Source organism: Streptomyces sp. NPDC043176 (assembly GCF_056436715.1).
On sequence record NZ_JBWKCA010000008.1, the window covers coordinates 165,494 to 189,929 of the forward strand.

At 73.2% G+C, this 24,436-nt stretch carries 21 protein-coding genes and 1 tRNA gene; 10 read left to right on the plus strand and 12 right to left on the minus strand.

All coding sequences use genetic code 11. The features are described from left to right. Positions 1 to 76 precede the first annotated feature (76 nt). Positions 77 to 151, plus strand: a tRNA-Leu gene (locus AC067A_RS15835). Between the two features lie 111 nt (positions 152 to 262). Continuing rightward, positions 263 to 1,039, plus strand: coding sequence for a helix-turn-helix domain-containing protein (locus tag AC067A_RS15840; RefSeq protein ID WP_478619995.1), 777 nt, complete (start codon positions 263 to 265; stop codon positions 1,037 to 1,039). Positions 1,040 to 1,042: 3 nt separating this feature from the next. Here the strand turns inward: AC067A_RS15840 and pyk are convergent, their stop codons facing one another. After that, positions 1,043 to 2,470, minus strand: coding sequence for a pyruvate kinase (pyk, locus tag AC067A_RS15845; protein WP_478619998.1), 1,428 nt, complete (start codon positions 2,468 to 2,470; stop codon positions 1,043 to 1,045). A gap of 146 nt (positions 2,471 to 2,616) precedes the next feature. Then, positions 2,617 to 3,300: an SIMPL domain-containing protein gene (locus AC067A_RS15850; RefSeq protein WP_478620001.1), complete on the minus strand. Its 684-nt coding sequence runs from the start codon at positions 3,298 to 3,300 to the stop codon at positions 2,617 to 2,619. Between the two features lie 157 nt (positions 3,301 to 3,457). Between AC067A_RS15850 and AC067A_RS15855 the strand changes: the two genes are divergently transcribed. The 3 genes from AC067A_RS15855 (at position 3,458) to AC067A_RS15865 (ending at position 6,546) form a co-directional block, all read left to right on the plus strand. Then, positions 3,458 to 5,257: a bifunctional metallophosphatase/5'-nucleotidase gene (locus tag AC067A_RS15855; protein ID WP_478620004.1), complete on the plus strand. Its 1,800-nt coding sequence runs from the start codon at positions 3,458 to 3,460 to the stop codon at positions 5,255 to 5,257. Positions 5,258 to 5,519: 262 nt separating this feature from the next. After that, positions 5,520 to 6,131, plus strand: a complete 612-nt coding sequence (locus AC067A_RS15860; RefSeq protein ID WP_478620007.1) for a hypothetical protein — start codon at positions 5,520 to 5,522, stop codon at positions 6,129 to 6,131. A 7-nt stretch (positions 6,132 to 6,138) separates the two neighbouring features. Then, positions 6,139 to 6,546, plus strand: a complete 408-nt coding sequence (locus tag AC067A_RS15865) for an SgcJ/EcaC family oxidoreductase (protein WP_478620009.1) — start codon at positions 6,139 to 6,141, stop codon at positions 6,544 to 6,546. A 105-nt stretch (positions 6,547 to 6,651) separates the two neighbouring features. On the opposite strand, the gene AC067A_RS15870 is transcribed toward AC067A_RS15865, so the two are convergent. From AC067A_RS15870 to AC067A_RS15895, 6 genes are all read right to left on the minus strand, one after another. After that, complete coding sequence (locus tag AC067A_RS15870; RefSeq protein WP_478620012.1) at positions 6,652 to 8,067, minus strand: lysine N(6)-hydroxylase/L-ornithine N(5)-oxygenase family protein; 1,416 nt, start codon at positions 8,065 to 8,067, stop codon at positions 6,652 to 6,654. Next, complete coding sequence (locus AC067A_RS15875; RefSeq protein ID WP_478620015.1) at positions 8,064 to 9,542, minus strand: pyridoxal phosphate-dependent decarboxylase family protein; 1,479 nt, start codon at positions 9,540 to 9,542, stop codon at positions 8,064 to 8,066. The genes AC067A_RS15870 and AC067A_RS15875 overlap by 4 nt, the downstream gene beginning before the upstream one ends. A gap of 206 nt (positions 9,543 to 9,748) precedes the next feature. After that, a complete protein-coding gene (pepN, locus tag AC067A_RS15880) occupies positions 9,749 to 12,235 on the minus strand; it encodes an aminopeptidase N (RefSeq protein WP_478620017.1) in 2,487 nt (828 codons plus the stop codon). Positions 12,236 to 12,480: 245 nt separating this feature from the next. Continuing rightward, positions 12,481 to 13,467, minus strand: coding sequence for an asparaginase (locus AC067A_RS15885; protein ID WP_478620020.1), 987 nt, complete (start codon positions 13,465 to 13,467; stop codon positions 12,481 to 12,483). Then, complete coding sequence (locus AC067A_RS15890; RefSeq protein ID WP_017238715.1) at positions 13,467 to 13,781, minus strand: chorismate mutase; 315 nt, start codon at positions 13,779 to 13,781, stop codon at positions 13,467 to 13,469. The genes AC067A_RS15885 and AC067A_RS15890 overlap by 1 nt, the downstream gene beginning before the upstream one ends. Before the next feature lie 11 nt (positions 13,782 to 13,792). Continuing rightward, on the minus strand, positions 13,793 to 14,680 hold the full coding sequence (locus AC067A_RS15895; protein WP_478620024.1) for a helix-turn-helix domain-containing protein: 888 nt from the start codon (positions 14,678 to 14,680) through the stop codon (positions 13,793 to 13,795). Positions 14,681 to 14,759: 79 nt separating this feature from the next. Here AC067A_RS15895 and AC067A_RS15900 point away from each other — a divergent pair, with 79 nt between their 5' ends. After that, positions 14,760 to 16,562, plus strand: a complete 1,803-nt coding sequence (locus AC067A_RS15900; RefSeq protein ID WP_478620026.1) for a glycoside hydrolase family 35 protein — start codon at positions 14,760 to 14,762, stop codon at positions 16,560 to 16,562. Between the two features lie 549 nt (positions 16,563 to 17,111). On the opposite strand, the gene AC067A_RS15905 is transcribed toward AC067A_RS15900, so the two are convergent. Continuing rightward, the gene (locus tag AC067A_RS15905; protein ID WP_478620029.1) at positions 17,112 to 17,897 is read right to left on the minus strand and encodes a S1 family peptidase; all 786 of its coding nucleotides are present in this window, start codon (positions 17,895 to 17,897) and stop codon (positions 17,112 to 17,114) included. Positions 17,898 to 18,058: 161 nt separating this feature from the next. Here AC067A_RS15905 and AC067A_RS15910 point away from each other — a divergent pair, with 161 nt between their 5' ends. After that, entirely contained in the window at positions 18,059 to 18,943 is an 885-nt protein-coding gene (locus AC067A_RS15910; RefSeq protein WP_478620032.1) for a hypothetical protein, read from the plus strand. 53 nt (positions 18,944 to 18,996) lie between these two features. Here the strand turns inward: AC067A_RS15910 and AC067A_RS15915 are convergent, their stop codons facing one another. Together AC067A_RS15915 and AC067A_RS15920 are read right to left on the minus strand one after the other, a co-directional pair. Continuing rightward, entirely contained in the window at positions 18,997 to 19,215 is a 219-nt protein-coding gene (locus AC067A_RS15915) for a hypothetical protein (protein ID WP_478620035.1), read from the minus strand. A gap of 349 nt (positions 19,216 to 19,564) precedes the next feature. Then, positions 19,565 to 19,864 (minus strand): hypothetical protein, encoded by a 300-nt coding sequence (locus AC067A_RS15920; RefSeq protein WP_478620038.1) that lies wholly within the window; start codon positions 19,862 to 19,864, stop codon positions 19,565 to 19,567. Between the two features lie 202 nt (positions 19,865 to 20,066). Between AC067A_RS15920 and AC067A_RS15925 the strand changes: the two genes are divergently transcribed. Together AC067A_RS15925 and AC067A_RS15930 are read left to right on the plus strand one after the other, a co-directional pair. Further along, positions 20,067 to 21,536 (plus strand): ankyrin repeat domain-containing protein, encoded by a 1,470-nt coding sequence (locus tag AC067A_RS15925; RefSeq protein ID WP_478620041.1) that lies wholly within the window; start codon positions 20,067 to 20,069, stop codon positions 21,534 to 21,536. Positions 21,537 to 21,596: 60 nt separating this feature from the next. Beyond that, the gene (locus AC067A_RS15930; RefSeq protein WP_478620044.1) at positions 21,597 to 22,160 is read left to right on the plus strand and encodes a nitroreductase family protein; all 564 of its coding nucleotides are present in this window, start codon (positions 21,597 to 21,599) and stop codon (positions 22,158 to 22,160) included. Between the two features lie 122 nt (positions 22,161 to 22,282). Here the strand turns inward: AC067A_RS15930 and AC067A_RS15935 are convergent, their stop codons facing one another. Next, entirely contained in the window at positions 22,283 to 23,683 is a 1,401-nt protein-coding gene (locus AC067A_RS15935) for an MFS transporter (RefSeq protein WP_478620047.1), read from the minus strand. A gap of 115 nt (positions 23,684 to 23,798) precedes the next feature. Here AC067A_RS15935 and AC067A_RS15940 point away from each other — a divergent pair, with 115 nt between their 5' ends. Continuing rightward, positions 23,799 to 24,305 carry a MarR family winged helix-turn-helix transcriptional regulator gene (locus tag AC067A_RS15940; protein WP_478620050.1) on the plus strand — a complete coding sequence of 169 codons (507 nt, stop codon included), beginning with the start codon at positions 23,799 to 23,801 and terminating at the stop codon, positions 24,303 to 24,305. The last annotated feature ends 131 nt before the right edge of the window (positions 24,306 to 24,436 follow it).

The window sequence follows — 24,436 nt, forward strand, 5'->3', positions numbered from 1 at the left end:
TACAGCTCACCAAGAGCCTACCTAGCTGCGGTATGGTGGACGCGCAGAGGGTCAGGGGAAACCTTTGATTCCGCGGGCCCCGGTAGCCCAATTGGCAGCAGGCAGTGGATTCAAAACCCACACAGTGTCGGTTCGAGTCCGACCCGGGGCACTTTTTCCTTCGATTCGAAGGTCGACAGGGTGGGAAGTGATCGTCACCCACATGCGTGAAGCCTAATCATCTACGCCGTACGGCTGGAACGAAGCGGCCACGATCGCCCACATGTACGACGTCGAAACCCGTAAGCAGGCATTGGCTCTTGTCGCCCAAGGCCGGAGCCTCAATTCCGTCAGCAAGGAGACGGGGATCTCCCGCGCCTCCATCCGCAGTTGGCAAGGGCGTATCGAACCTCGCTCCCGTGTATTCGCGCCCTGCGTACGGTGCCGTTCGCTGCCGGGCCCGCCGGACGCCGCTGATGCGTACGCCTACCTCCTCGGACTCTATCTCGGCGACGGATACATCAGTCAGCCCCGCCAACACCGTGTTGCGAGCCTGCGGATCACTCTCGACGACGCCTGGCCCGGCGTGCAGCAAGAAGCCCAGGCGTCCTTACATGCGGTGCTTCCGGGCAACTCGATCTGCTGGGTCCGGAAGGTCGGGTGCCATGACCTCAAGGTGTACTCCAAGCACCTCACCTGCCTCTTCCCGCAGCACGGGCCGGGCAAGAAGCACGAGCGTCGCATCGCCCTCGAAGCCTGGCAGCAGGAGATCGTCGACCTGCACTCGTGGGACTTCATCCGAGGACTCATCCACTCCGACGGGAGCCGGATCACGAACTGGACGACCCGGCTCATCGGCGGCGAGCGGAAGCGGTACGAGTACCCCCGTTACTTCTTCACCAACTCGTCCGCCGACATCATCGGACTGTTCACCGACGCCCTGGACCGCGTGAACGTCGAGTGGAAGCCAGCGAACCAGTCGCGCACCGCGCAGAACATCTCCGTCGCCCGCAAGACCTCCGTCGCGCTCATGGACCGGCACGTCGGCCCCAAGCACTGACCCCTAGGTCAGCGGGTCTCCGATGTGGTGGACCCGGACGAGGTTCGTCGAGCCGGCGACACCCGGCGGGGAGCCCGCCGTGATGACCACGATGTCGCCCTTCCGGCAGCGCCCGATCCGCAGCAGTTCCTCGTCGACCTGGGCCACCATCGCGTCCGTGGAGTCGACGTGCGGACCGAGGAAGGTCTCGACGCCCCAGGTGAGGTTGAGCTGGGAGCGGGTGGCCGGATCCGGGGTGAAGGCCAGGAGCGGGATCGGCGAGCGGTAGCGGGAGAGCCGCTTGACCGTGTCGCCCGACTGCGTGAACGCCACCAGGAACCTGGCCCCCAGGAAGTCGCCCATCTCGGCGGCGGCGCGGGCGACGGCGCCGCCCTGGGTCCGGGGCTTGTTGCGCTCGGTGAGCGGCGGCAGGCCCTTGGCGAGGACGTCCTCCTCGGCGGCCTCGACGATCCGGCTCATGGTGCGCACGGTCTCGATCGGGTAGCGGCCGACGCTGGTCTCGCCGGAGAGCATGACGGCGTCCGTGCCGTCGATGACGGCGTTGGCGACGTCGGAGGCCTCGGCGCGGGTCGGCCGGGAGTTGTCGATCATCGAGTCGAGCATCTGGGTCGCGACGATGACCGGTTTGGCGTTGCGCTTGGCCAGCTTGACCGCCCGCTTCTGGACGATCGGAACCTGTTCCAGGGGCATCTCGACGCCCAGGTCGCCGCGGGCGACCATGATCCCGTCGAAGGCGGCGACGATCTCCTCGATGTTCTCGACGGCCTGGGGCTTCTCGATCTTGGCGATGACGGGAAGCCGGCGGCCCTCCTCGTCCATGATCCGGTGGACGTCCTCGATGTCGCGGGCACTGCGGACGAAGGACAGGGCGATGACGTCGGCGCCGATGCGCAGCGCCCAGCGGAGGTCCTCGACGTCCTTCTCGGAGAGCGCGGGGACGGAGACGGCGACGCCGGGCAGGTTGAGGCCCTTGTGGTCGGAGACCATGCCGCCCTCGACGACGAGGGTGTTCACCCGGGGGCCGTCGACGGAGGTGACCTCCAGGGTGACGCGGCCGTCGTCGACGAGGATGCGCTCGCCGGGGGTCACGTCCGCGGCGAGGCCGGGGTAGGTCGTGCCGCAGCAGTGGCGGTCGCCCTCGGTCGGTTCGACGGTGATGGTGAACTCGTCGCCGCGTTCAAGGAGTACGGGACCTTCACGGAACCGGCCGAGGCGGATCTTCGGGCCTTGAAGGTCGGCGAGGACGCCGACGCTGCGGCCGGTCTCGTCGGCGGCTTTGCGGACGCGCTGGTAACGCCCCTCGTGCTCGGCGTAGCCGCCGTGGCTGAGGTTGAAGCGGGCCACGTCCATTCCGGCCTCGACCAACGCCTTGATCTGGTCGTATGTTTCGGTGGCGGGCCCAAGGGTACAAACGATTTTCGCTCGGCGCATGGGTCGAGCCTAGGGCTTACCCACGGGTAGGAAGTTGGCTCGGCATGACTACTCAACAACCTTTCCGTGAAAGCTTGTTGACAAGTCTTGAATCTGTGCGCGGGGGTGCTCCGATGAGCGATTTCCGCGCCCCCGGAGCTCCCGTCTCAGAGTGCGGGCGGTCGCATCGTGAAGCGCGCCACGACCTCGGCCGTCACGGTCTGCCGCTGCGGTTCGAGGTCCAGCGGCGGGGCCTCGCCGACCCCCTCGGCGGCGAACGCGACCGGCGCGCCGGCGAATCCGGCGGACCTCGGCAGTCCGGGCCCGCCGACCCCGGCGTCCGACAGTTCGAGGAGTGAGGAGAGGGAGGTGCCCAGCGCCTCCGCGTACGCGCGGGCCCGCCGCACCGCCTCCGTCACGGCGAGCCGTCGCGCCTCCGCGTACGCCGGCGACTCCGGTCTGAGCGCCCACCAGGGACCGTCGACGCTCGTCATCTCCAGGTCGGCGAGCCGGGTCACCAGCTCGCCGAGCACCGTGAAGTCGGTCAGCTCGGCCGTCACCCGCACCCGGCCCGCGTAGGCGTGCACGCGCTCGCCGCGGCCGCGCCTGCCGAGCTCCGGCGCGATCGTCAGCCGGCCCGTCTCCAGCTTCTCGACCGCCTCCCCCGCCGCCTTGACCAGGTCGATGACCTGCGCGTTGCGTCGGGTCAGGTCCGCGAGCGTCGCCGCCCGGTCCGTGCCGCGCGCGGAGACGGTCAGCCAGATCCGGGCGAGCTCCGGGTCGACGTCGAGGCGTCCCTCGCCGCGGACCGTCACCTGCGGTGCTTCCGGGGTCGCGTGTTCCTGCGTCACGTCCTGATCCTCCGTATTCGGTCACGATCGTCCACCGAACACTTTCCCACTCCGTAACCCGAAAGGTCTGTTGTCGGTGTGGGCGTCTGGGCCAGAATCTACGCGCGTTGTGCGCCGCGTTCGGCGCGGACGCCACAGAACCAAAGGGGAGAAACACATGCCGCTGAACCGCAGGACGTTCCTGGAGCGCTCGGCCGCCGCCGGGGCCGGAGTGGCCATCGCCGGAGCCGTCGCCGCCCCCGCCGAGGCCCACGGCGCCGACCGCCCGCGTCCCCGCAAGCGGTACTCCTTCACCGTGATGGGCACCACCGACCTGCACGGCAACGTCTTCAACTGGGACTACTTCACGGACAAGGAGTTCGACGACAAGGCCCACAACGACATCGGCCTCGCCAAGATCTCCACCCTCGTCGAGCAGGTCCGCGCCGCCAAGGGCCGCCGCAACACCCTCCTCATCGACGCCGGTGACACCATCCAGGGCACCCAGCTGTCCTACTACTACGCCAAGGTCGACCCGATCACCCGGACCGGCGGCCCGGTCCACCCCATGGCCCAGGCCATGAACGCCATCGGCTACGACGCCGCCGCGCTCGGCAACCACGAGTTCAACTACGGCATCCCGGTGCTGCGGAAGTTCGAGGAGCAGTGCGACTTCCCGCTGCTCGGCGCCAACGCCCTCGACGCCAAGACCCTGCGCCCGGCGTTCGCCCCGTACAGCATGCACCGCCTGTGCACCCCGCACGGCAAGGACGTCAAGGTCGCCGTACTGGGCCTGACCAACCCGGGCATCGCCATCTGGGACAAGGCGAACGTCACCGGCAGGATGGTCTTCCCCGGCCTGGAGGAGCAGGCCGCGAAGTGGGTGCCGAAGCTGCGCTCGATGGGCGCCGACGTGGTCGTCGTCTCGGCGCACTCCGGCTCCAGCGGCACCTCCTCGTACGGTGACCAGCTGCCGCACATCGAGAACGCGGCCGGGCTCGTCGCCGAGCAGGTCCCGGGCATCGACGCCATCCTCGTCGGCCACGCGCACACCGAGATCCCCGAGTACCGCGTCACCAACAAGGAGACCGGCAAGGAGGTCGTGCTCTCCGAGCCGTTGAAGTGGGGCCAGCGCCTCACCCTCTTCGACTTCGACCTGGTCTGGGAGAAGGGCCGCTGGACCGTCGAGAAGGTCGGGGCGCAGGTCCTCAACTCCAACACGGTGGCGGAGGACCCGGAGATCACCGGGCTGCTCGCGGACGAGCACAAGAAGGTCGTCGCGTACGTCAACCAGGTCATCGGCACCTCGACGACGGCCATGACCACGGCCGACGCGCCGTGGAAGGACGAACCGATCATCGACCTGATCAACGTCGTCCAGGCCGACACCGTGAAGGCGGCCCTCGCCGGCGGCGCGTACGCCGGTCTCCCGGTCCTCTCGCAGGCCTCCTGCTTCTCCCGCACGGCCCGGATCCCGGCCGGCGAGATCAGCATCAAGGACGCCGCCGGCCTGTATCCCTTCGAGAACACCCTGGAGGCGCGTCTCCTGACGGGCGCGCAGCTGAAGGACTACCTGGAGTACTCCGCGAGGTACTACGTCCAGACCGCGGCCGGCGCGCCGGTGGACACGGCGGCGCTGACGAACGCGGGCGGGACGCCGGACTACAACTACGACGCCGTGTCGGGTCTGACGTACGAGATCGACATCGCGAAGCCGGCCGGGCAGCGCATCACCGGCCTGTCCTTCGAGGGCAAGCCGCTGGACCCGGCCGCGAGGTTCGTCCTCGCGGTCAACAACTACCGGGCGAGCGGCGGCGGCGCGTTCCCGCACGTCGCCGGCGCCCAGCAGCTGTGGGCGAACTCGGACGAGATCCGCAACACCATCATCCAGTGGGTGAAGGCGAAGGGCACGGTCGACCCGGCCCTCTTCGCGTCGGTGGGCTGGAAGCTGACCCGGGACGGCGTGCCGGTGTTCTAGCACCTCTCGGCGGCGGGTCCGCGTGCGTCGTACAGGAGGATCGCCCACCGCGGTCCTCCGCGCGGTCCCGCCGTCGGGGCAGGAGCCGGTCCCGCACGTCACGGCCCCTGCCCCGACCGGAAAGGTCGCCACATTCCCGACGGCGACCACTCTGCCCACAGCCGGGCGGGATTCGACCGAGACCGGGTAGAGACCCGGGGTCCATACGCTCCAACTCGCTTTGAACGGACATCACTCAGCGAGGAACGGAGACCACCCGACCGTGTCCGAACCGGACGAATTCCGCAGTGACCCCACCGTCCTGATGTGTCACCAGGCGCTCGACGAGTTCATCACCGTCGCCGTCGGGCAGTACCAGCTCATCACTCCCGAGGCTCCCCTTCCCTGCTTCGCGCTCCTCCTCGGCAGCGCCGAGGGCGCCACGCTGAACGTCGAGCACGTCGCCTTCGGCCGCAACGCGCGCACCTCGGACCCGGCGGCCCGCAGGGAGTTCAGCGACGCGATCGTGCCCCGATTCGGGTCCGCCTACGAGAACGAGCACCGGGGCTGGTGGGTCGACTCCGCCGATCTGCTCAGGATCTCGAAGAAGGCCGACGCCCTCGGACTCGACCTGCTCGGTTCCATCCACATGCATCCGGACTGGCACCGGATAGGCCCGCCGGGAGAACGCGCGTGCGTCCTCAGCGAGCAGCCGACGCCCATGGACCAGTACGTCTTCGGCAACACCGCCTGGCCCCTCAACATCATCTGCTACCTCGAACGCCGCGGTGACGTCTTCTATCACGCCCTCGCGGCCTGGGCCCCGCCGACCACGGGGAACCAGTGCGCCGAGATCCCGCTGCGTGTCCGCACCCGAACCCCCGTGGGGATGTGATCCGACCATGACCACCCATGACGACGACGCCTGTATCCGGGCCCTGTGGGCCGACATGACCAGCGGCTGGGCCGCGGGCGACGCCACGCTCTTCGCGGCGGGCTTCGCCGAGGACTGCGACTTCACCACCGTACGAGGAGACAAGCCGGCCGGCCGCGCGGGCATCGAAGCCGGTCACGACCGGCTCTTCCGGACGTCGTACGCGGCGACCCTCCTCGACGCCCGGATCCGCGCCATCCGGTACCTGCGGCCCGACGTGGCGACCGTCGAGGCCGAGTCCACGATCACCGGCGCCGACGAAGCCGTGCTCGCCACCACGCACGCCCTGGCCGTCGTCGAGCGGACCGACCGCGGCGACGGCCCCGCCTGGCGGATCATCGCCTTCCACAACATGATCCCGGCCGCCGCCGGATGATGTCGGAGGGCGCCCTGGCGGCGGCCGGTCAGTGCTTCCGGGCGTCCTCGCCGTCCGGCACGGAGGTCCGTCGCCGGGCGTGGCCCGCGTCCGCGATTGCCCCCGTCACACGTTCTGTGTGAGGGGCGTGAGCTTCCGGTCCTGCGCCGGGATGCTCGGTGCCTCCCGCGGCTCCAGGCCGAAGCTGGTGAAGGCGGTGCGGCGCGGCAGCGGGTACGGCTCCTTGCCGCTGACCGCGTTGAGGATCGTCGCGCTGCGCCAGGCCGCGAGACCCAGGTCCGGGGCGCCGACGCCGTGCGTGTGCTTCTCGGCGTTCTGGACGAAGACGGAGCCGGTCACGGACGGGTCGAGGACCAGCCGGTAGTGCTCGTCGACCCGGGCGCGCCCGGCCGAGTCGTGGCGCAGGTACGGGTCGAGCCCGGCGAGCATCCGGTCCACCGGGCGCTCCCGGTAGCCGGTGGCCAGCACGACGGCGTCGGTGGTGAGCCGGGAGCGGGTGCCCTGCTGCAGGTGCTCCAGATGGAGCTCGACCTGGGTGGTCGCCACCCGCCCGGCCGTGCGGACCCGCACCCCCGGGGTGAGGACGGCGTCGGGCCAGCCGCCGTGCAGGGTGCGGCGGTACAGCTCGTCGTGGACGGCGGCGATGGTGTCGGCGTCGATGCCCTTGTGCAGCTGCCACTGCCGGGGCACGAGGTCGCCGCGGACCGGTTCGGGCAGGGCGTGGAAGTAGCGGGTGTAGTCGGGGGTGAAGTGCTCCAGGCCGAGCTTGGAGTACTCCATCGGGGCGAAGGCCTCGGTACGGGCCAGCCAGTGGATCCGCTCGGCCCCGGCGGGGCGCGACCGCAGCAGGTCGAGGAAGACCTCGGCGCCCGACTGCCCCGAGCCGATGACGGTGACGTGCCCGGCGGCGAGGAGCGTGTCGCGGTGCGCGAGGTAGTCGGCGGAGTGGAAGACGGGGACGCCGGGGGCGTCGGCGAGGGGCTTGAGCGGCTCGGGGACGTACGGCTCGGTGCCGACGCCGAGGACGACGTTCCGGGTGTAGGCGCGCCCCAGGGCCTCGGCCCCGCCGTCCGGGTCGACCTGGGTGAAGTCGACCTCGAACAGGCGGCGCTCGGGGTTCCAGCGGACCGAGTCGACCTGGTGGCCGAAGTGGAGGCCGGGGAGCCGCTCGCTGGCCCAGCGGCAGTAGGCGTCGTACTCGGCGCGCTGGATGTGGAACTTCTCGGCGAAGTAGAAGGGGAAGAGGCGTTCGCGGCTCTTCAGGTAGTTGAGGAACGTCCAGGGGCTCGCCGGGTCGGCGAGGGTCACCAGGTCCGCGAGGAACGGGACCTGGAGGGTGGCGCCCTCGATGAGGAGGCCGGGGTGCCACTGGAAGGACGGCTTCTGCTCGTAGAAGGCGGCGGCGAGGCCACCGGGCACGCCGTGCGCGAGGGCGGCGAGCGAGAGGTTGAAGGGGCCGATGCCGACGCCCACCAGGTCGTGGGGCTGGTCGAGGTCCTGCTGAGGGGTGCTGCCGGTCATCGGTGCGTGCTGCCTTCCACGAGGGTGATGAGTCGAGCCAGGTCGCCGGGGGTGGCGTGGGGGTTGAGCAGGGTGGCCTTCAGCCAGAGGCGTCCGTCCGCCCCGGCGCGGCCGAGGACGGCGCGGCCCTCGGCGAGGAGGGTGCGGCGGATCGCGGCGGGGCCCCCGTCGGTGGAGGTGACGCCGGCCCCGGCGGCGGTCGCCGCGGTGGGGGGCCCCGGGCGGCGACCGCCGCCGGTGGGCTCCGGGACGCCGGCGTCGCCGGCGGGTCCGGGGGCGGTGGCCGGGCGGAAGAGGACCGTGGTGAGGGTGGGGCGGGCGCGGAGTTCCAGGCCCGGGGTCTTCTCCACGAGGTCGGCGAGGTCCTGCGCGCGCTCCATGCAGGCGTCGACGAGCGCGCCGAGGCCGTCGCGGCCGAGCGCGCGGAGGGTGACGGCGGTCTTCAGGACGTCGGGGCGGCGGGTGGTGCGCAGGGAGCGGCCCAGGAGGTCGGGCAGGCCGGCCTCGGTGTCGTCGTCGGCGTTGAGGTAGTCGGCGGTGTGGCCGAGTACGGCCAGGTCGGCCGTGTCCCGTACGGCGAGGAGTCCTGCGGCGGCCGGCTGCCAGCCGAGCTTGTGCAGGTCCACCGTGACGGTGCGGGCCCGGTCGAGGCCGTCGAGGAGGTGGCGGTGCGTCCGGCTGAAGAGGACGGGGCCTCCGTAGGCGGCGTCGACGTGGAGCTCGGCCCGGTGGGCCGCGCACACGTCCGCGAGGGCCGGGATCGGGTCGATCAGCCCCTCGTCGGTGGTGCCGGCCGTGGCGGCGACGAGGACGGGGCCGTCGAGGCTCCGCAGGGCCTCGGCTAGGGCGGCGGGGTCGAGGGTGCCGGTCGGGGTGGGCACGGTGACCGGTTCGGGCAGGCCGAGGAGCCAGGCCGCGCGGTGGAAGGAGTGGTGGGCGTTGGCCCCGACGACGGTGCGGACGCGGCCGTGCCGCTCCCTGGCCAGGAGCAGGGCGAGCTGGTTGGACTCGGTGCCGCCGGTGGTGACGAGCGCGTCGGGGCGGCCGGCCGCCGGGTAGACCTCGGCGGCCAGCGCGGCCGTGACCTCCGCTTCGAGGGCGGAGGCCGCGGGCGCCTGGTCCCAGGAGTCCATCGACGGGTTGAGCGCGGACGCCGCCAGGTCGGCGGCGACGGCGAGTGCCAGGGGCGGGGTGTGCAGGTGGGCGGCGCAGAGCGGGTGGGCCGGGTCGGCCGCGCCTTCGGCGACGGCGCGGACGAGGGTGCGAAGGGCCTCGTGCGCACCGGTGCCGTGCTCGGGGAGGACGGGTCCGAGGGCCGCCGTTCGTGCCGCCACGGCCTCCGGGCCGCCGGACGGGAGGGGGCCGCCCCTGGCCCGCGCTCCGTCGTGGAGGGCGTCGAGCACGGTGTCCAGGAGGGGGCGGAGGGCCTCGGCGCCGGAGCTGCCTCCGGCGAGGGGTGGGGGTGCGGCACGCATGGACGACAGCGTGGCGGGCCCCGGTGGGGCCTGTCCCGGGAGTCCGCGGTTGTGACCCGAACGGGGGACACGGCCCTGGCGCGTGGAGGGCGTACCCCCTGGTCGGAGGTACGCGTAGGGCTCGGGAGGACGAGGTCCTTCCGAGCCGCTGGTCGTGCTGTCCCCCGGCGCCCGGGCAGCGCGCCGGGCGCCGGGGGGTGGTGACGTCAGGCCGTGCGGACCGCGAGGGCGCGGCGCAGGTCGTCGAGCTGGTCGACGAGCTTGCGGTGCAGGGCGGGGATCACCGTGTCGTCGTCGAGGTGGGACTCGCCGAGGGCGAGGGACTCCGCGTCGACGGCGTGGAACGGGAAGGCGTAGCGGCCGGCCGCTTCGGCCATGGCGGGGCCGCGGCGGGCGCCGAGCGCGGTGGCGTCGGCGTAGTAGCGGGGCACGTACGCGCGGACGAGTTCGGCCTGCTCCGGCTGCCAGAAGCCCTGGGCGGTGGCGGTGAAGAGGTAGTTGGACAGGTCGTCCGTGTCGAAGAGGGCCGCCCAGGCCGCGGCCTTCGCCGCCGGGTCCGGGAGGGCGGCGCGGCAGCGGGCGGCGCCTTCCTCGCCGGTGGCGCTCGGGTCCCGCTCCAGTTCGGCGGCGATGGCGGCCTCGTCGGTGGCGCCGAGGACGGCCAGCCGGGCGAGGATGCGCCAGCGCAGCTCGGGGTCGAGTTCGGGCCCGCCGTGGACGGTTCCCTCCTCGAGCCAGGAGGCGATCTTTTCGGGGGTGGTGGCGCTGTCGATGAAGGTCCGTACGGCGGTGAGGCGGAGGCCGGGGGACTCGCCGTCCTCGGTGCGGCGCAGCAGCGCGCGGGCGATCTCGCCGATCTTCGCGAGGGCGGCGGGGCGCTCGTCCTCGGTGACGTACCGGTCGGCGATCTGGGTCCGCGCGAAGCCGAGGACGCCCTGGAGGAGGGCGAGTTCGGTCTCCTCGGGCAGGTGCGCGAGGGCGGTGTCCAGGTACGTGGCGGGGGCGAGGTCGCCGTCGCGGACCATGTCGCGCAGGGCGTTCCAGATCACGGCGCGGGTCAGCGCGTCGGGGATGCGGGAGAGGCCGCGCAGGGCGGACTCCTCGGACACGTCGTCGAAGCGGAGCTTGGTGTAGGTGAGGTCCTCGCCGTTGAGGACGACGAGGGCGGGGCGCGGGCCGGTCAGCTCGGTGGGCGCCTCCTGCGGTACGTCGATCTCGCGGCGCTCGCGCGGCACGAGGTCGCCGGAGGGGTCCCGGTCGTAGACGCCGACGGCGATGCGGTGCGGGCGGCTGCCGGCGCGGTCGACGGTGAGCTGCCAGCTGGTGCCGGCGCCGTCGAGGCGGGGGGTGAGGGTGTCGACGCCGGTGGTGCGGAGCCACTGCTCGGCCCAGCCGTGGACGTCGCGGTCGGTGGCGGCGGCGAGGTTGTCGATGAAGTCGGCGAGGGTGGCGTTGCCGAACCTGTGGCGCTTGAAGTGGATGTTGATGCCGGCGAGGAAGTCCTTCTCGCCGAGCCAGGTGACGAGCTGGCGGAGTGCGGAGGCGCCCTTGGCGTAGGAGATGCCGTCGAAGTTGAGGAGGGCGGAGGCGGTGTCGGGGACGGCCTCCGGGTCGGGGGCGACGGGGTGGGTGGAGGGCCGCTGGTCGGCCTCGTAGCCCCAGGCCTTGCGGGCGATGCCGAAGTCGACCCAGGTGTCGGGGAAGAGGTCGGAGCAGGCCTCGTTGACGGTCTGGAAGCCCATGTACTCGGCGAAGGACTCGTTCAGCCAGATGTCGTCCCACCAGCGCAGGGTGACGAGGTCGCCGAACCACATGTGGGCCATCTCGTGGGCGATGACCATGGCGCGGGTCTGCCGCTCGGTGACGGTGACGGCGGAGCGGAAGACGAACTCGTCGCGGAAGGTGACGAGTCCGGGGTTCTCCATGGCGCCCGCGTTGAACTCGGGGACGAAGGCCTGGTCGTACGAGTCGAACGGGTAGGGCTCGTCGAACTTCTCGTGGTAGCGGTCGTAGCAGGCCTTGGTGACGGCGAGGATCTCGTCGGCGTCGGCGTCGAGGTGGGCGGCGAGGGAGCGGCGGCAGTGGATGCCGAAGGGGAGGCCGGCGTGCTCGGTGCGGACGCTGTGCCAGGGGCCGGCCGCGACGCACACGAAGTAGGTGGAGAGCAGCGGGGTGGCGGCGGCCTGCCAGCTGCCGTCGGGCTGCTGCTCGGTGATGCCGTTGGAGAGGACGGTCCAGCCCTCGGGGGCGGTGACGCCGATCTCGAAGACGGCCTTCAGGTCGGGCTGGTCGAAGGCGGCGAAGACGCGCTGGACGTCCTCCATGAAGAGCTGGGTGTAGACGTACGACTCGCCGTCCGTCGGGTCCTTGAAGCGGTGCATGCCCTCGCCGGTGCGGGAGTACCGCATGGTGGTGGCGACGCTCAGGGTGTGCTCGCCCTCGGTGAGGCTCAGCGGGAGCCGGTTGCCGTCGAGGGCGGCGACGTCGAGGGGCTCGCCGTCGAGGAGGGCGGAGTGGAGGGTCTCCGGCTTGAGTTCGACGAAGGTGTTCCCCGCGGCGCGGGCCGTGAAGCGGATCAGGCTCTGTGACGCGAAGGTCTCGTCGCCGGTGGTGAGGTCGAGGTCCACGCGGTAGTGGTGGACGTCGAGGAGCTGGGCACGGGTCTGCGCTTCGTCGCGCGTCAGTACGGACATGGGCCCTATGCTGCCCGATGCCTCCCGCCTGGGGCAGGGGTGGTGCGCTATCGGCTCAACAGGCGCGTCCCGGGCCGATGGTGCTGATGCGCCGGCCTCGGGCGGGTACGCGTGCCGGTCACCGGCGTCAGGTGAGTCCCGTGCCGTTGACCGGCCTCGGGCGGGTACCCGTGCCGGTCGCCGGCTTCAGGCGAGTCCCGTGCCGTTGACCGGCCTCGGGCGGGTACCCGTGCCGGTCGCCGGCTTCAGGCGCGTCCCGTGCCGTTCAGGTGGGCGAAGGCGGCGGTGATCCGCGGGCGGTCGTAGCCCGCGGGGCCCGCCACGCCGCTGGAGAGCAGGGTGTGGAGCAGGACGCGGGCCTTGGCGGGGTCGAGGGGGCCGGCCGGGATCAGTCCGTGGTGCAGCAGGTCGTGTTCCGAGCCGGGGCCGCGGTAGGTGTGCGAGAGCGTCGTGCCGCCGCCCGTACGGGACGCGAGGACGACCGGGATGCGGCGGGCGATGTCGGCCAGCGGGTCGACGAGCCAGGTGGGGGCGTGGCCGGCGCCGAAGGCGGCGACGACGAGGCCCTGGAAGCGGTCGTCGACGGCTTCGAGGAGTTCGCCGCGGTCGCCCTGGGAGAGCGTCACGAGGGCCACCCGTACGGACGGGTCGAACCGCAGCGGGCAGAGCGCGGCGGGGGCGGCGGGGCGGAGCAGGATCCGGGGCTCGCCCTCGACGACGCTGCCGATCGGTCCCGCGCCGGGCGAGGCGAAGGCGGCGACGGAGGTGGTGTGGGTCTTGCGGGCGAGGCGGGCGGTGTGGATCTCGTCGGCGAGGACGACGAGGACGCCGAGGTTCCGGCAGGCGGGGTCGGCGGCGACGGCGAGCGCCGCGGCCAGGTTGGCGGGGCCGTCGGCGCCGGGCAGGTCGGGGCGGCGCATGGCGCCGGTGACGGCGATCGGCTGCTCGGTGGTGCAGAGCAGGTCGAGGAGGAAGGCGGTCTCCTCCAGGGTGTCGGTGCCCTGGACGACGACCACGCCGGAGCCGTCGGCGACGGTCTTGCGGACCTCCTCCGCCAGGTCGGCGAGGTCCTCGTGGGTGACGGAGGAGCTGGGGACGCGGCGGAAGTCACGGACGACGACGTCCTCGGGCGCGCCGAGTTCGGCGAGGACCTCCCGGCCGGTCATCCGGGCCGCGTCACCGCCGCGCGCCGAGATGGTCCCTCCGAGGGTGAAGACCGTGACGCGGGCCATCAGCGTGCTCCGTCCGCAATCGTCTCGTGGTGGCGGATGACCTCGGCGATGATGAAGTTGAGGAGCTTCTCCGCGAAGGCCGGGTCCAGTTTGGCGCTCTCGGCGAGTTCCCGCAGCCGGGCGATCTGGCGGGCCTCGCGGGCGGGGTCGGCGGGCGGCAGCTGGTGCTCGGCCTTGAGGACGCCGACCTGCTGGGTGCACTTGAAGCGCTCGGCGAGCATGTGCACGACCGCCGCGTCGATGTTGTCGATGCTCTCGCGCAGCCGGGTCAGCTCGGCGGTGACGGTCGGGTCGATCTCGCTGGTGTCGCTCATGATCTGCGAGCTTAGACGGATCTCGGCAGGATGGTGGGCGGGTGTTCGGGATCCGGAACGCGGTCGCTCCAGCCGCCGTGCACGGAACGTCCCTGCTGCTCGCGGAAGCGGATGGGCGCGGTGCCGACGCGGCGGGTGAAGAGCCGGGAGAAGTAGGCGGGGTCGTCGTATCCGACGCGCCGGGCGACGGCGGCGACGGGCAGCTCGGTGGCGGCGAGGAGTTCCTTGGCGCGGCCGAGGCGGACGGTGAGCAGGTAGTCCTTGGGGCTGCACCCGGCGGCACGGCGGACGGCGGTGCGCAGCTCGGCGGGGGTCATGCCGTGCCGGGTGGCGTGGTCGGCGACGGAGAGGGGCTGGAAGGCGTCGCGGGCGAGGGCGGCGAGGACGGGGTCGCCGTCGGCGTTGGTGTCGGCGCGGGCGCGCCGCAGGGCGACGAGGAGTTCGTGGACGGCGGCCCCGGTCTCGACTTCCAGGAGCGGGTTGCCGGGGCGGGCGGCGCGGGCGATCCGGCCGATGGCGGCGCGGGCGGGGGCGGCGTCGGAGAGGGGCACGACGGGCCGGTCGGGTTCGATGTAGCCGAGTTCGGTGTACGTGGCGGTGGCGGGTCCCGAGAAGTCGACGAAGGCCTCGTCCCAGCCGGTGCCGGGGTCGGCGCCGTAGTGGTGGGGGACGCCGGGGGTGAGCCACAGCAGCGCGGGGGCGGTGACGGTGGCGCGGCGGCCGTCGGCGCCCAGGTACCAGCCGCCGCCCGCGGAGACGACGACGGCGACGTGGTGGTCGAGGGTGCGCGGGCCGACGGTGGGCAGGGTGCCGTGCTGGAGCCCGACGCCGAGGCAGACGAGGCCGAGCCGGTGGTGGACGGGGCCGGGCGTGAAGTAGCGCATCCAGGTGTGGTACATCGCCGGGCCTCCGTAACGTCCAAACTGCGACGATCTTTGTCCATGGACCGGCTCGCCGCCAGGGGGCGAGGGTGAGGCCATGAGCACGTTCGCTGTGGGTGACGAGGACTTTCTGCTCGACGGGCGGCCGGTGCGGCTGCTCTCGGGGGCGCTGCACTACTTCCGGGTGCACGAGGGGCACTGGGAGCACCGGCTCGGGATGCTGCGCGCGATGGGCCTCAACTGCGTCGAGACGTACGTCCCCTGGAACCTGTACGAGCGGGAGCCCGGCCGGTACGGGGACGTGGCGGAGCTCGGCCGGTTCCTGGACGCGGTGCGGCGGGCCGGGATGTGGGCGATCGTGCGCCCGGGGCCGTACATCTGCGCCGAGTGGGAGAACGGCGGCCTGCCGCACTGGCTGACCGGTCCGCTCGGGCGGCGGGTGCGGACGCTGGACCCGGGGTTCCTGGCGCCGGTGGAGGCCTGGTTCCGTCGGCTGCTCCCGCAGGTGGTGGAGCGCCAGGTCGACCGGGGCGGCCCGGTGATCCTGGTCCAGGTGGAGAACGAGTACGGGAGCTACGGCAGCGACCGGGGCTATCTGGAGTGGATGGCGCGGCTGCTGCGGGACCGCGGCGTCGCTGTGCCGCTGTTCACCTCGGACGGGCCCGAGGACCACATGCTGACGGGCGGGTCGGTGCCGGGGGTGCTCGCGACGGCGAACTTCGGTTCGGGGGCGCGGGAGGGCTTCGCGACGCTGCGGCGCCATCGGCCGTCGGGGCCGCTGATGTGCATGGAGTTCTGGTGCGGCTGGTTCGACCACTGGGGTACGGAGCACACGGCGCGGGACGCGGCGGACGCGGCGGACGAGCTGCGGGAGATCCTGGAGTGCGGGGCCTCGGTCAACCTGTACATGGCGCACGGCGGCACGAACTTCGCCGGCTGGGCGGGCGCGAACCGGACCGGCGGGCTGCACGACGGGGTGCTGCGGCCGACGGTGACCTCGTACGACTACGACGCCCCGGTCGACGAGGCGGGCCGGCCGACGGAGAAGTACCGCCGCTTCCGCGAGGTGCTCGCCGCGTACGCGGACGGGCCGCTGCCGGAGGTCCCGGAGCCGCCGGCCCGGCTGGCCGCCCCCGTGGCCGGCCTCTTCGACGGCTGGGCGCCGCCGGACGCGGTCCTGGAGGTCCTCGGCGGCGAGGAGTCGCTCACCCCGGTGCCGCCGACGTTCGAGGAGCTGGGGGTGGACCGGGGCCTGGTCCGCTACCGGGTGTCCGTGCCGGGGCCCCGGCAGCCGTACCCGCTGGGCGTCACGGGGCTGCGGGACCGGGCGGTGGTGTACGTCGACGGGGTTCCGGCGGGGGTGCTCGACGGCGAGGAGGCGCGGCTGGCCGAACCCGTGGCGGGTCCGGCGGTCGTCGACCTGTGGGTGGAGTCCCTCGGCCGGGTCAACTACGGGCCGCGGCTCGCCGAGCCGAAGGGGATCACCGGCGGCGTCCGGCACGAGCGGCAGTACCTGCACGGGGTACGGGCGCGGGGCCTGCGCCTCGACGCCTTCGAGGCGGCGGCGGTCGACAAGGTGCCCTTCGGGCCGCTGCCGGCCGCCCCGGGCCCCGGTCTGTACCGCGTGACGATCGGGGTCGCGGGCGCCGGCGACGCCGAACTGCGGCTGCCGGGCGCCACCCGCGGCTTCGTCTGGGTGAACGGTTTCTGTCTGGGCCGCTACTGGTCGGCCGGTCCTCAGGACGCCCTCTTCGTGCCGGGCCCGGTGCTGCGGGAGGGCGCGAACGACGTGTGGGTCCTGGAGGTGGAGGGCGCCGCGGTGTCGGTGGAGCTGTCGGCGGTGGCGGCGGCGGCCGGGCCGCGGGAACCGGCGGCAGCGCTCTCGGCGGAGCCTGCCTGAGCCGGGAGCGGCCCCGGATCGTCCGGCGGGTCACCCGCGGGCAGCGCGGACGGGCGGCGGGGTCGCCGGGGCCTCGGCTCGCTCTTCGGGGTCGGCCCGGGTCAGCGGCGACGGGCGGCTCGGCGACCGCCCCGAGTGAATCCGACGGCACCGACGGCCTTCGGGCGACGAGGAGTACCGCGCCTCCTGCTGTGCGGGACTTCGGGCCATGGCCCGGGTCGCAGCAGAGCCCCGCACACCCAGCGCGATCCGACCACCGGGGTTGATACGGGCCCGGGGTTTCCCGCGGCCCTTGTCAGGGTCCCGGAGGTGGACGCCACGGCGAACGCGCTCCGTTGGGCCTCGTGGTGCGGAAAGTCCCGCCTGGCTGCACTTTCCGGCCGGGCCTCAGGGCCTGGCCGGACGGGGCCCTGGTCCGGGTGCGGGACGAGGGGGTGTCCCGGGACGAGGGGGTGTCCCGGGACGAGGGGGTGTCCCGGGACGAGGGGGTGTCCCGGGACGAGGGGGTGCCCCGGGACGTGGTCGCCCCGGGGCACTGCCGTCGTCGGGTTACAGCGTGGCCGCGGCCGACTTGATCGCGGCGGCGAAGGTCGAGACCTCCGTGTAGACGCCGGGGTAGCCGGCCCGCGCGCAGCCCTCGCCCCAGCTCACGATGCCGACCTGGATCCAGGCACCGGTGTTGTCCTTGCGGAACATGGGGCCGCCGGAGTCACCCTGGCAGGTGTCGACCCCGCCCTCGTTGTAGCCGGCGCAGATCTCCTCGCCGGGGACGAGGGAGCCGCCGTACGCGGCCTGGCACTCGGCGTCCGAGACGAACGGGACGGTCGCCTTGCGCAGGTAGCGCTGCTGGCCGCCGCCCTCGCGGGTGGCGCCCCAGCCGGCCACGGTGAACGTGCCGCTGTTGTACGCGGTCGTCTCGGCGATCTTCAGGTTGGGCAGCGAGGTGATCGGCGAGGCGAGCTTGATGAGGGCCCAGTCCTTGCCCGTGCCGTTGTAGCCGGGGGCCTGGTAGACCTTGGTGGACCTGACCTTGATGGCGCTGCTCGACTGGAGGTCCACGACCCCGGCGGTGGCGGTGATGCCGGTGTTGGTGCCCGATCCGCTGACGCAGTGGGCGGCGGTGAGGACGACCTGGGGGGTGATCAGGGAGCCGCCGCAGCCCATGGACAGCCTGACCATCCAGGGGAACTCGCCCTGGGCGGCGCGCGTGCCGCCGACGACGGGCGCGGGTGCGGCGGAGGCGGACGTGGTGGGCTGGAGGCTGACGGCCGCCAGGACGACGGCGCCGGCGGCGGCCAGCTTCTGGAGCGTGCGAACCACGCGGTTCTGCTTCATGTGCCTGCCTTCTCTCGTGGGGGGTTGCCCTCGGCGAACGCTGACATGCGCCCGTCAAGGCATGTCCGGATTATGGACAGCGCCCAACTGCCGCCACAAGAAAGCCTTTTCGGCCAGCACCGCCGCAGGGAACGTACAGTGGAAACAAGGGAGAATCCGGTATGCCGAACCGTCACGAGGCCGACCGTGTCACCCACGGCTTCCCGCACCGCGCCACCGTCCGCGCCTCGCTCACCGCGCTCTACCGCCGCCTCTCCCCCGACGGCGTGCACCGCTACCCGGCGAGCGTGCCGGCCGCCGCCGTCGCCCTCGGCGACGACGAGGACCTGCACCTCGGCACCCAGCGGGTGGCCCACGCCCTCGTCCGCCACCTGCAGCTGCCCGAGGCCCGCATGGTGGTGAGCTTCCGGCCCATGGAGCACGCCGCGACCGTCGAGCTCACCGCCGGGCCCGAGTACTTCGTGGAGCTCAACGACCGCTTCCGCACCCGCCGCAGGGACATCGGCGCGGCCCTCGCCCACGAGATCACCCACGTCCTGCTGCACCGCCTCGACCTCGGCTTCCCCCGCACCGCCGACAACGAGGTCCTCACCGACGTCGTCGCCGCCTACCTCGGCGCCGGCTGGCTCCTTCTCGACGCCTACCGCCGCGACGGCGTCGAGAGCCAGAAGCTCGGCTACCTGACCCCGGAGGAATTCGGCTACGTCCTCGCCAAACGCGCCGACGTCTTCGCCGAGGACCCCTCCCCCTGGTTCACCAGTGCCGTCGCGTACGACGCGTGGGTACGCGGCCGGGCGCAGGCGCACCGCGAACGCACCCCGCCCCCGCTCGCCGACGCCCGGCGGCTCGACCGCCGCCGCTACGACTGGGAACGCCGCCGGGGCCGCGCCTCCACCGGCGCCCCCTACGCCTTCGACGGCGGCGCCCCCGCCACCGGCGTCACGTTCCCCTGCCCGGTCTGCTGCCAGCGGCTGCGCGTCCCGGCGGGACGGACCCTGCGGGCCCGGTGCGGGGTGTGCCGCACCGTGCTCGACTGCGCGACCTGACGGTGCCCGGGATGCCCGGGGATTCCGGGCATCCGCCGAACGATGACGCCCCGTCAGAACGGATACAGCCGCCTCACCGCCTTCAGCAGGGTGTCCAGGGTGCTGCGGGCGGCCGTCCTTCGGTAGGCGTGGCGCGACCAGATCGTCGGCAGCACCACCCCCACGAACACCAGCAGGACAGCGAGCGCCACCAGCAGGCCCACGGGCCCGAGAAGGTCGATCACCTCGCTCAGCGGGGACGCGCTCGTCCCGGTCCGGGTCTCGGTCGACATGCGGACACTCCCTTCGTTCGTGCGTCACAGGAGATACGGGAGCACCCTCCGCCGCGTTCAGAAGCGGCGGTGGGAACCGGGGGAAAGTGCCGGACCCGCCCCGTCGCCGCAGGCCACGGCATGGCCTGGGGCCGGAATCCGGGGCGATCCGGGGTGACTTGGGGTACGCCCGGGCACCGTGAGGACCCGGCCGCCGGGTCGCCACCGGGAGGGTGTGCCGTGGACCAGGGGAACGAGGCGCGACACCGCCACCCGGCTCGCCTGCGCGCTCCACCGTGACGTCGCCGCCGTCCTCGCGTACGCGCGCTTCGTCCGGTCGCCCGACAGCCGGATCGCGGCCCTCGCCGTCCTACGCGAGCGGTGGCGGGACGACCCCTCGGTCACACAGGCGATCACGGCCTGTGCCGTGCACGACGAGCAGGCGGCCGTACGCGGAGCCGCTCTGTCCGCCCTGACGCTCCGGGCCACCGACGGCCGACCGGAAGCGGAGCCGCGCTCGTTCGTGGGGAGCCGTGCCGCCCACGATCCCGCGCCAGGCGTACGCGACGAGGCCCTCGACCACCTGCTGCGGGCGTACCCGGACGCGCGGAGCCGTCGCTTCTTCGAGGAACGGGCGGTACGCGACCGCTTCGACGCCGTCCCTGCCCACACCGACCCCACGGTCCGGGCGAAGATGCGCCGCGTCCGTCTCCTCCGGGACGCTCCCGAGCGCGCTGCCCCCACGGTGTTCCACGACCGCCTGTCGACCGGACTCCGCCGCCTCCTCAAGGTGAGGACGCGGGCGGGCTCCGGGCCGGGGGCCCGAGCGAAACGATTTGCGCCAAGCGCCGACGGCGGGTCAGGGTCGGGGCATGAGCACGTTGTTCGACGCCATTCGGGACGGGGACGAGGACGGGGTCGTACGGGCCCTGCGGGGCGGGGCCACGCCCGAGGACCGGGAGGACGGGGAGAGCGCGCTGTACCGGGCGGCCGTCGACGGCGGGGCCGGCATCGTCCGCTTGCTCCTCGCCGCCGGGGCGGACCCGGGACGGCGGAGCGGCGAGGACGACGGTGATCTGCCGTTGTGCGGGGCGGCGTGCGGTGGGCACGCCGAGGTGGTGCGGGCGCTGCTCGCGGCGGGCGCGGAGCCCGATCAGGAGGAGTCGTACGGGTTCACGGCCCTCACCTGGGCGCTGCGGCTCGGGCACGCCGACACGGCGCGGGTGCTGCTGGAGCACGGGGCCGATCCCGACCGGTGCGGCCCCGACGGGCTCGTCCCGCTCGTGGCGGCGGCGAGGCGCGGTTCCTCCGCGTGTGTGCGGGCGCTGCTCGACCACGGGGCGCAGTCGCGGGAGGCGGCGCTGCGGGAGGCGCGACGGTGGATCGGCGTCGACATGGCGGCCGAGCTGCGGCGTGGTCTGGTCGCGGGGAACGAGGGCGGGGAGACGTACGAGGCGGTGGTCCGGCGGGTCCGGGAGGACGGCGGCGTGACGGTGTGCGTCGAGCTGCTGCGGGAGAACGGCGCTCCGGGACGCGGCGACGACCGGCACACCGGCCATGCGGCGATCGCGACGCTCCTGGAGTCGGCGCTCGGTCTGCGGACCCCGCACGAGGAGTTGGCGGCGCGGGCGCTGCGCTGCGGCGATCCGGAGCTGGACGACTGGACGACGGCGGTGGAGGAGCTGGCGGGGCGGGCCGACGAGGAGACGTTCACGGCGGCGACGGGCTGGTGCGCGTACCGGGACCCGCTGCGCCGGGCACTGGGCGCGCGGGTCCTCGGCGCGCTGCCCGGCTTCCGTGCGAGCGCGGTCCCGGTGCTGCGGCGGGTCGCGGCGGAGGCCGTGCCGCCGGCCCGTGAGCCGTTGCTGTCGGCGGTCCTGTCGCTGGGCGCGTGCGGGGACCCGGCCGCCGTGCCCGAACTGCTCGCCGCGGCGGGGCATCCCGGCGCGGCCGTACGGCGGGCGGTCGCGGCCGCGCTCACCGGGATCGTCCCCATCGGGCACGGCGAGGCGGTCGGGGTGCTCCTCGCGCTCAGCCGGGACGGCGACATCCGCGTACGGGACTGGGCGACGCTGGCGCTGGCCGAGCTGCCGGACGACACCCCGCTCGTACGGGAGGGGCTGGCGGAGCGGCTCGCCGACGACGATCCGGAGACGGCGGCCGAGGCGGCGCGGGGTTTGGCGATCCGCCAGGATCCGCGGGCCGTCGACGCCCTGTCGTCGATCCTGGCGGACGGCGCCGCCGACGGCGCGGCGCGTGAGACCGCGCTCGCCGCCCTGGAGTACGTCCACGATCCGAGGGTCAGGACCCGTCTGGAGTGGACGACGCCTCGGCGGGGGTGACCGGCGCGGGGCCGCCTCCCGGCCGGAATAGGCCTCTGCGGCGGTGGGTTGCACCCGGATATGCGACCTGATCCGGAACAGACCGGCGGCCTCCATCCCCTCCTGGCGGAACGATTCAGCCCTTACCGGTTCGACCCGTCGGCCGCTGTCGACGATCGTTCCCTGGACCTGCTGCTGGAAGCCGCCCGGTGGGCGCCGTCCGCGGGGAACTCCCAGCCGTGGGGCTTCTTCGCGAGCCGGCCCGGTGAGCCGGGGCACGAGCGGGTGGTGCCGCACCTGGCGCCCAGTTCGGCCCGGTGGGCGAAGGACGCGGGGCTGCTGGTCGTGACGCTGGCGCGTCGCCGTGTCGACGACACGGAGCTGCAGTACTCCGAGTTCGCCGACTACGACCTGGGCCAGGCGATGGCCCACATGACGGTCCAGGCCCAGGCGATGGGGCTGGCCGCCCACCAGTTCCGGGCCTTCGACATGGACGGCCTCACCAAGGAGTTGGACCCGGACCCGGGATGGGCGATCGTCTGCATGGCCGCCGTGGGAAGGGCCGCCGGGGAGCCGCCGGAGGCCCGCGAGCGGCGCAGCGTCGCCGATCTGCTGTCCGCTCCCTGGTCGTCATCGGAACGGTGACGCGGCACCCCGGCGGACCTTCCCTACGGAGGCGGTCCGGTGACGCGGCACCCCGGCGGACCCTCTCTACGGAGGCGGTCCGGTGACGCGCCCCGGCGGACCCTCCCGACGGAGGCCGTACGTCACTCCCCCTCGGTGACCGCCGTACGGGGAAGGCGCAGGCTGAGTACGGCGCACAGGGCGTAGGCCGCGAGGACCCAGGGCATGGCGGCCTTCAGGGAGAGGTCGGCGAACCAGGCGGTGCCGATGGCGGCGGCGCCGAGGGCTCCGCCGAACTGCTGGGCGGTGGTGAAGACGCCCGAGGCTCCGCCGGCGAGTTCGGCGGGGGCGGCCGAGAGGACGATGCCGACGAGCGGGACGACGAGGAGGCCGAGGCCGGCGCCCGCGACGACGAGGCCGGGGGCCAGGGGCCAGGCGCCGGTGTGCACGGGGGCGGCGGCCTCCATGGCGTACCAGACCCAGCCGTAGCCGGCCGCCATGAGGAGGGCGCCCGCGGTGGGCACGTACCGGCCGAGCCTGACGGCGAGCGGCTCGGCGGCCGGTGCGGTGAGGAAGCCGCCGGCGGAGAAGGCGGCCATCAGGACGCCCGCCTGGGTCGGGGTGTAGCCCTGGCCGCCCTGGAGCCAGATCGCGAGGACCAGGAAGAAGCCCTGCATGCCGAAGGCGAAGAGGAGCTGGACGGCGAGGCCGTACGAGAAGGCGGGGACGGTGAACATCCGCCGGGGCAGCACGGATCCGCGTACGGCGACCCCGGTCACCGCGGCCGCGCCGGCGGCGAGGAGGGCCCAGCCCCAGAGCGGCCAGCCCCAGCTGCGGCCCTGGACGAGCGGCAGGACGACGGCGACGAGTCCGGCGGCGAGGACGAGGCTGCCGACCAGCGGGGGCCGGGCGGCGGTGTGTTCGCGGGTGGCCGGGACGAGCACGACGGCGGCGGCCAGGGTGAGGAGCGAGACCGGCACGTTGACGAGGAAGACGCTGCGCCAGCCGAGCCCGAAGAGGTCGGCGTCGGTGAGGAGACCGCCGAGCAGCAGCCCGATCGCCGAGGCGAAGCCGGCCACCGCCCCGTACATCCCGAAGACCTTGCCGCGGTCCTTGCCCCGGAACAGACTGTGGAAGGAGCCGAGCACCTGCGGCATGAGGACGGCGGCGGTCACTCCCTGCACGGCACGGGCGGCGATCAGCTGGCCGGGGCTCTGCGCGAGGCCGCAGGCGAGGCCGGCGAGGCCGAATCCGGCCGTGCCGGCGAGGAAGAGCGCCTTGCGGCCGTACCGGTCGCCGAGCCGGCCGGCGACGACGAGGGTCGCGGCGAAGCCCAGGAGGTAGGCGGAGACGGTCCACTGGAGGGCGCTCTCGGAGGCGCCGAGTCCGTGGCCGAGCGAGGGCAGGGCGACGTTGACGATGGTGACGTCGACCAGGTCCATCAGTGCGGCGACCATCATGACGACGGCGGCGGCCCAGCGGCGCGGGTGGACGGTGTACGGGTCGCCCGTGGCGGTGGTGACGGTCGTGGCGGTCGTGGACATCTCGACCCCTCCTTTTATTTCGTTCGGCCTAACGAAATAAAAAGTGGCACGACCGCGCCTCTGATCGCAAGTCTTTCGTTCGGCCGAACGAAATGAATTTTGTTAGGCTGCCGCCATGCCCACGAGCGAGCAGCCGACCGACCAGGACACCGCGCGACGCGCCGAGGTCGTCGCCGCCCTCACCGCCGCCGGCCGGGACTCCAGCGCCGCTTCCGTCGCCTTCCACTCGGCGATCGCGGCGCAGCAGGACCTGGGGGCCACCGAGACCAAGACGCTCGACCTGCTCGAACGGCACGGCCCCCTCACCGCCAAGGAGCTGGCCGAACACTCGGGCCTCGCCCCCGCCTCCGTCACCGGTCTCGTCGACCGCCTCGAACGCAAGGGCTTCGTCCGCAGGGTCAAGCACCCCACCGACAAGCGCCGGGTACTCGTCGAGCCCCGCCCCGAGAAGCTGGCCGAACTCGCCCCCCTCTTCGACGACTGGGCCCGCGAGGTGCACGAGCTGTACGGCGAGTTCACGACCGAGGAGCTGGCCACGGTGACCCGCTTCCTGACCGGCGCCACCGCCCGCCAGCGGGCCGCGACCCGACGCCTCGCCGAGGAATCGCCGGACACGCCGTAGGACCCGGCCGGACACGGCGGGCCGTCCGCGCGGCCTCCCGGAACACGGCGGGCCGTCCGCGCGGCCTCCCGGAACACCGCAGAGGCCGCGAGGAGACCGCCCGCCGGGGGACTTCCGCGCGCCCCGCGCGC

What these genes read in the sequence shown, in the direction of transcription:
- AC067A_RS15840 (WP_478619995.1), top strand. Translation starts at nt 263, where the DNA reads ATGTACGACGTCGAAACCCGTAAGCAGGCATTGGCTCTTGTCGCCCAA.
- pyk (WP_478619998.1), bottom strand. Translation starts at nt 2,470, where the DNA reads ATGCGCCGAGCGAAAATCGTTTGTACCCTTGGGCCCGCCACCGAAACA.
- AC067A_RS15855 (WP_478620004.1), top strand. Translation starts at nt 3,458, where the DNA reads ATGCCGCTGAACCGCAGGACGTTCCTGGAGCGCTCGGCCGCCGCCGGG.
- AC067A_RS15865 (WP_478620009.1), top strand. Translation starts at nt 6,139, where the DNA reads ATGACCACCCATGACGACGACGCCTGTATCCGGGCCCTGTGGGCCGAC.
- AC067A_RS15870 (WP_478620012.1), bottom strand. Translation starts at nt 8,067, where the DNA reads ATGACCGGCAGCACCCCTCAGCAGGACCTCGACCAGCCCCACGACCTG.
- AC067A_RS15875 (WP_478620015.1), bottom strand. Translation starts at nt 9,542, where the DNA reads ATGCGTGCCGCACCCCCACCCCTCGCCGGAGGCAGCTCCGGCGCCGAG.
- pepN (WP_478620017.1), bottom strand. Translation starts at nt 12,235, where the DNA reads ATGTCCGTACTGACGCGCGACGAAGCGCAGACCCGTGCCCAGCTCCTC.
- AC067A_RS15885 (WP_478620020.1), bottom strand. Translation starts at nt 13,467, where the DNA reads ATGGCCCGCGTCACGGTCTTCACCCTCGGAGGGACCATCTCGGCGCGC.
- AC067A_RS15890 (WP_017238715.1), bottom strand. Translation starts at nt 13,781, where the DNA reads ATGAGCGACACCAGCGAGATCGACCCGACCGTCACCGCCGAGCTGACC.
- AC067A_RS15895 (WP_478620024.1), bottom strand. Translation starts at nt 14,680, where the DNA reads ATGTACCACACCTGGATGCGCTACTTCACGCCCGGCCCCGTCCACCAC.
- AC067A_RS15900 (WP_478620026.1), top strand. Translation starts at nt 14,760, where the DNA reads ATGAGCACGTTCGCTGTGGGTGACGAGGACTTTCTGCTCGACGGGCGG.
- AC067A_RS15905 (WP_478620029.1), bottom strand. Translation starts at nt 17,897, where the DNA reads ATGAAGCAGAACCGCGTGGTTCGCACGCTCCAGAAGCTGGCCGCCGCC.
- AC067A_RS15910 (WP_478620032.1), top strand. Translation starts at nt 18,059, where the DNA reads ATGCCGAACCGTCACGAGGCCGACCGTGTCACCCACGGCTTCCCGCAC.
- AC067A_RS15915 (WP_478620035.1), bottom strand. Translation starts at nt 19,215, where the DNA reads ATGTCGACCGAGACCCGGACCGGGACGAGCGCGTCCCCGCTGAGCGAG.
- AC067A_RS15925 (WP_478620041.1), top strand. Translation starts at nt 20,067, where the DNA reads ATGAGCACGTTGTTCGACGCCATTCGGGACGGGGACGAGGACGGGGTC.
- AC067A_RS15930 (WP_478620044.1), top strand. Translation starts at nt 21,597, where the DNA reads ATGCGACCTGATCCGGAACAGACCGGCGGCCTCCATCCCCTCCTGGCG.
- AC067A_RS15935 (WP_478620047.1), bottom strand. Translation starts at nt 23,683, where the DNA reads ATGTCCACGACCGCCACGACCGTCACCACCGCCACGGGCGACCCGTAC.
- AC067A_RS15940 (WP_478620050.1), top strand. Translation starts at nt 23,799, where the DNA reads ATGCCCACGAGCGAGCAGCCGACCGACCAGGACACCGCGCGACGCGCC.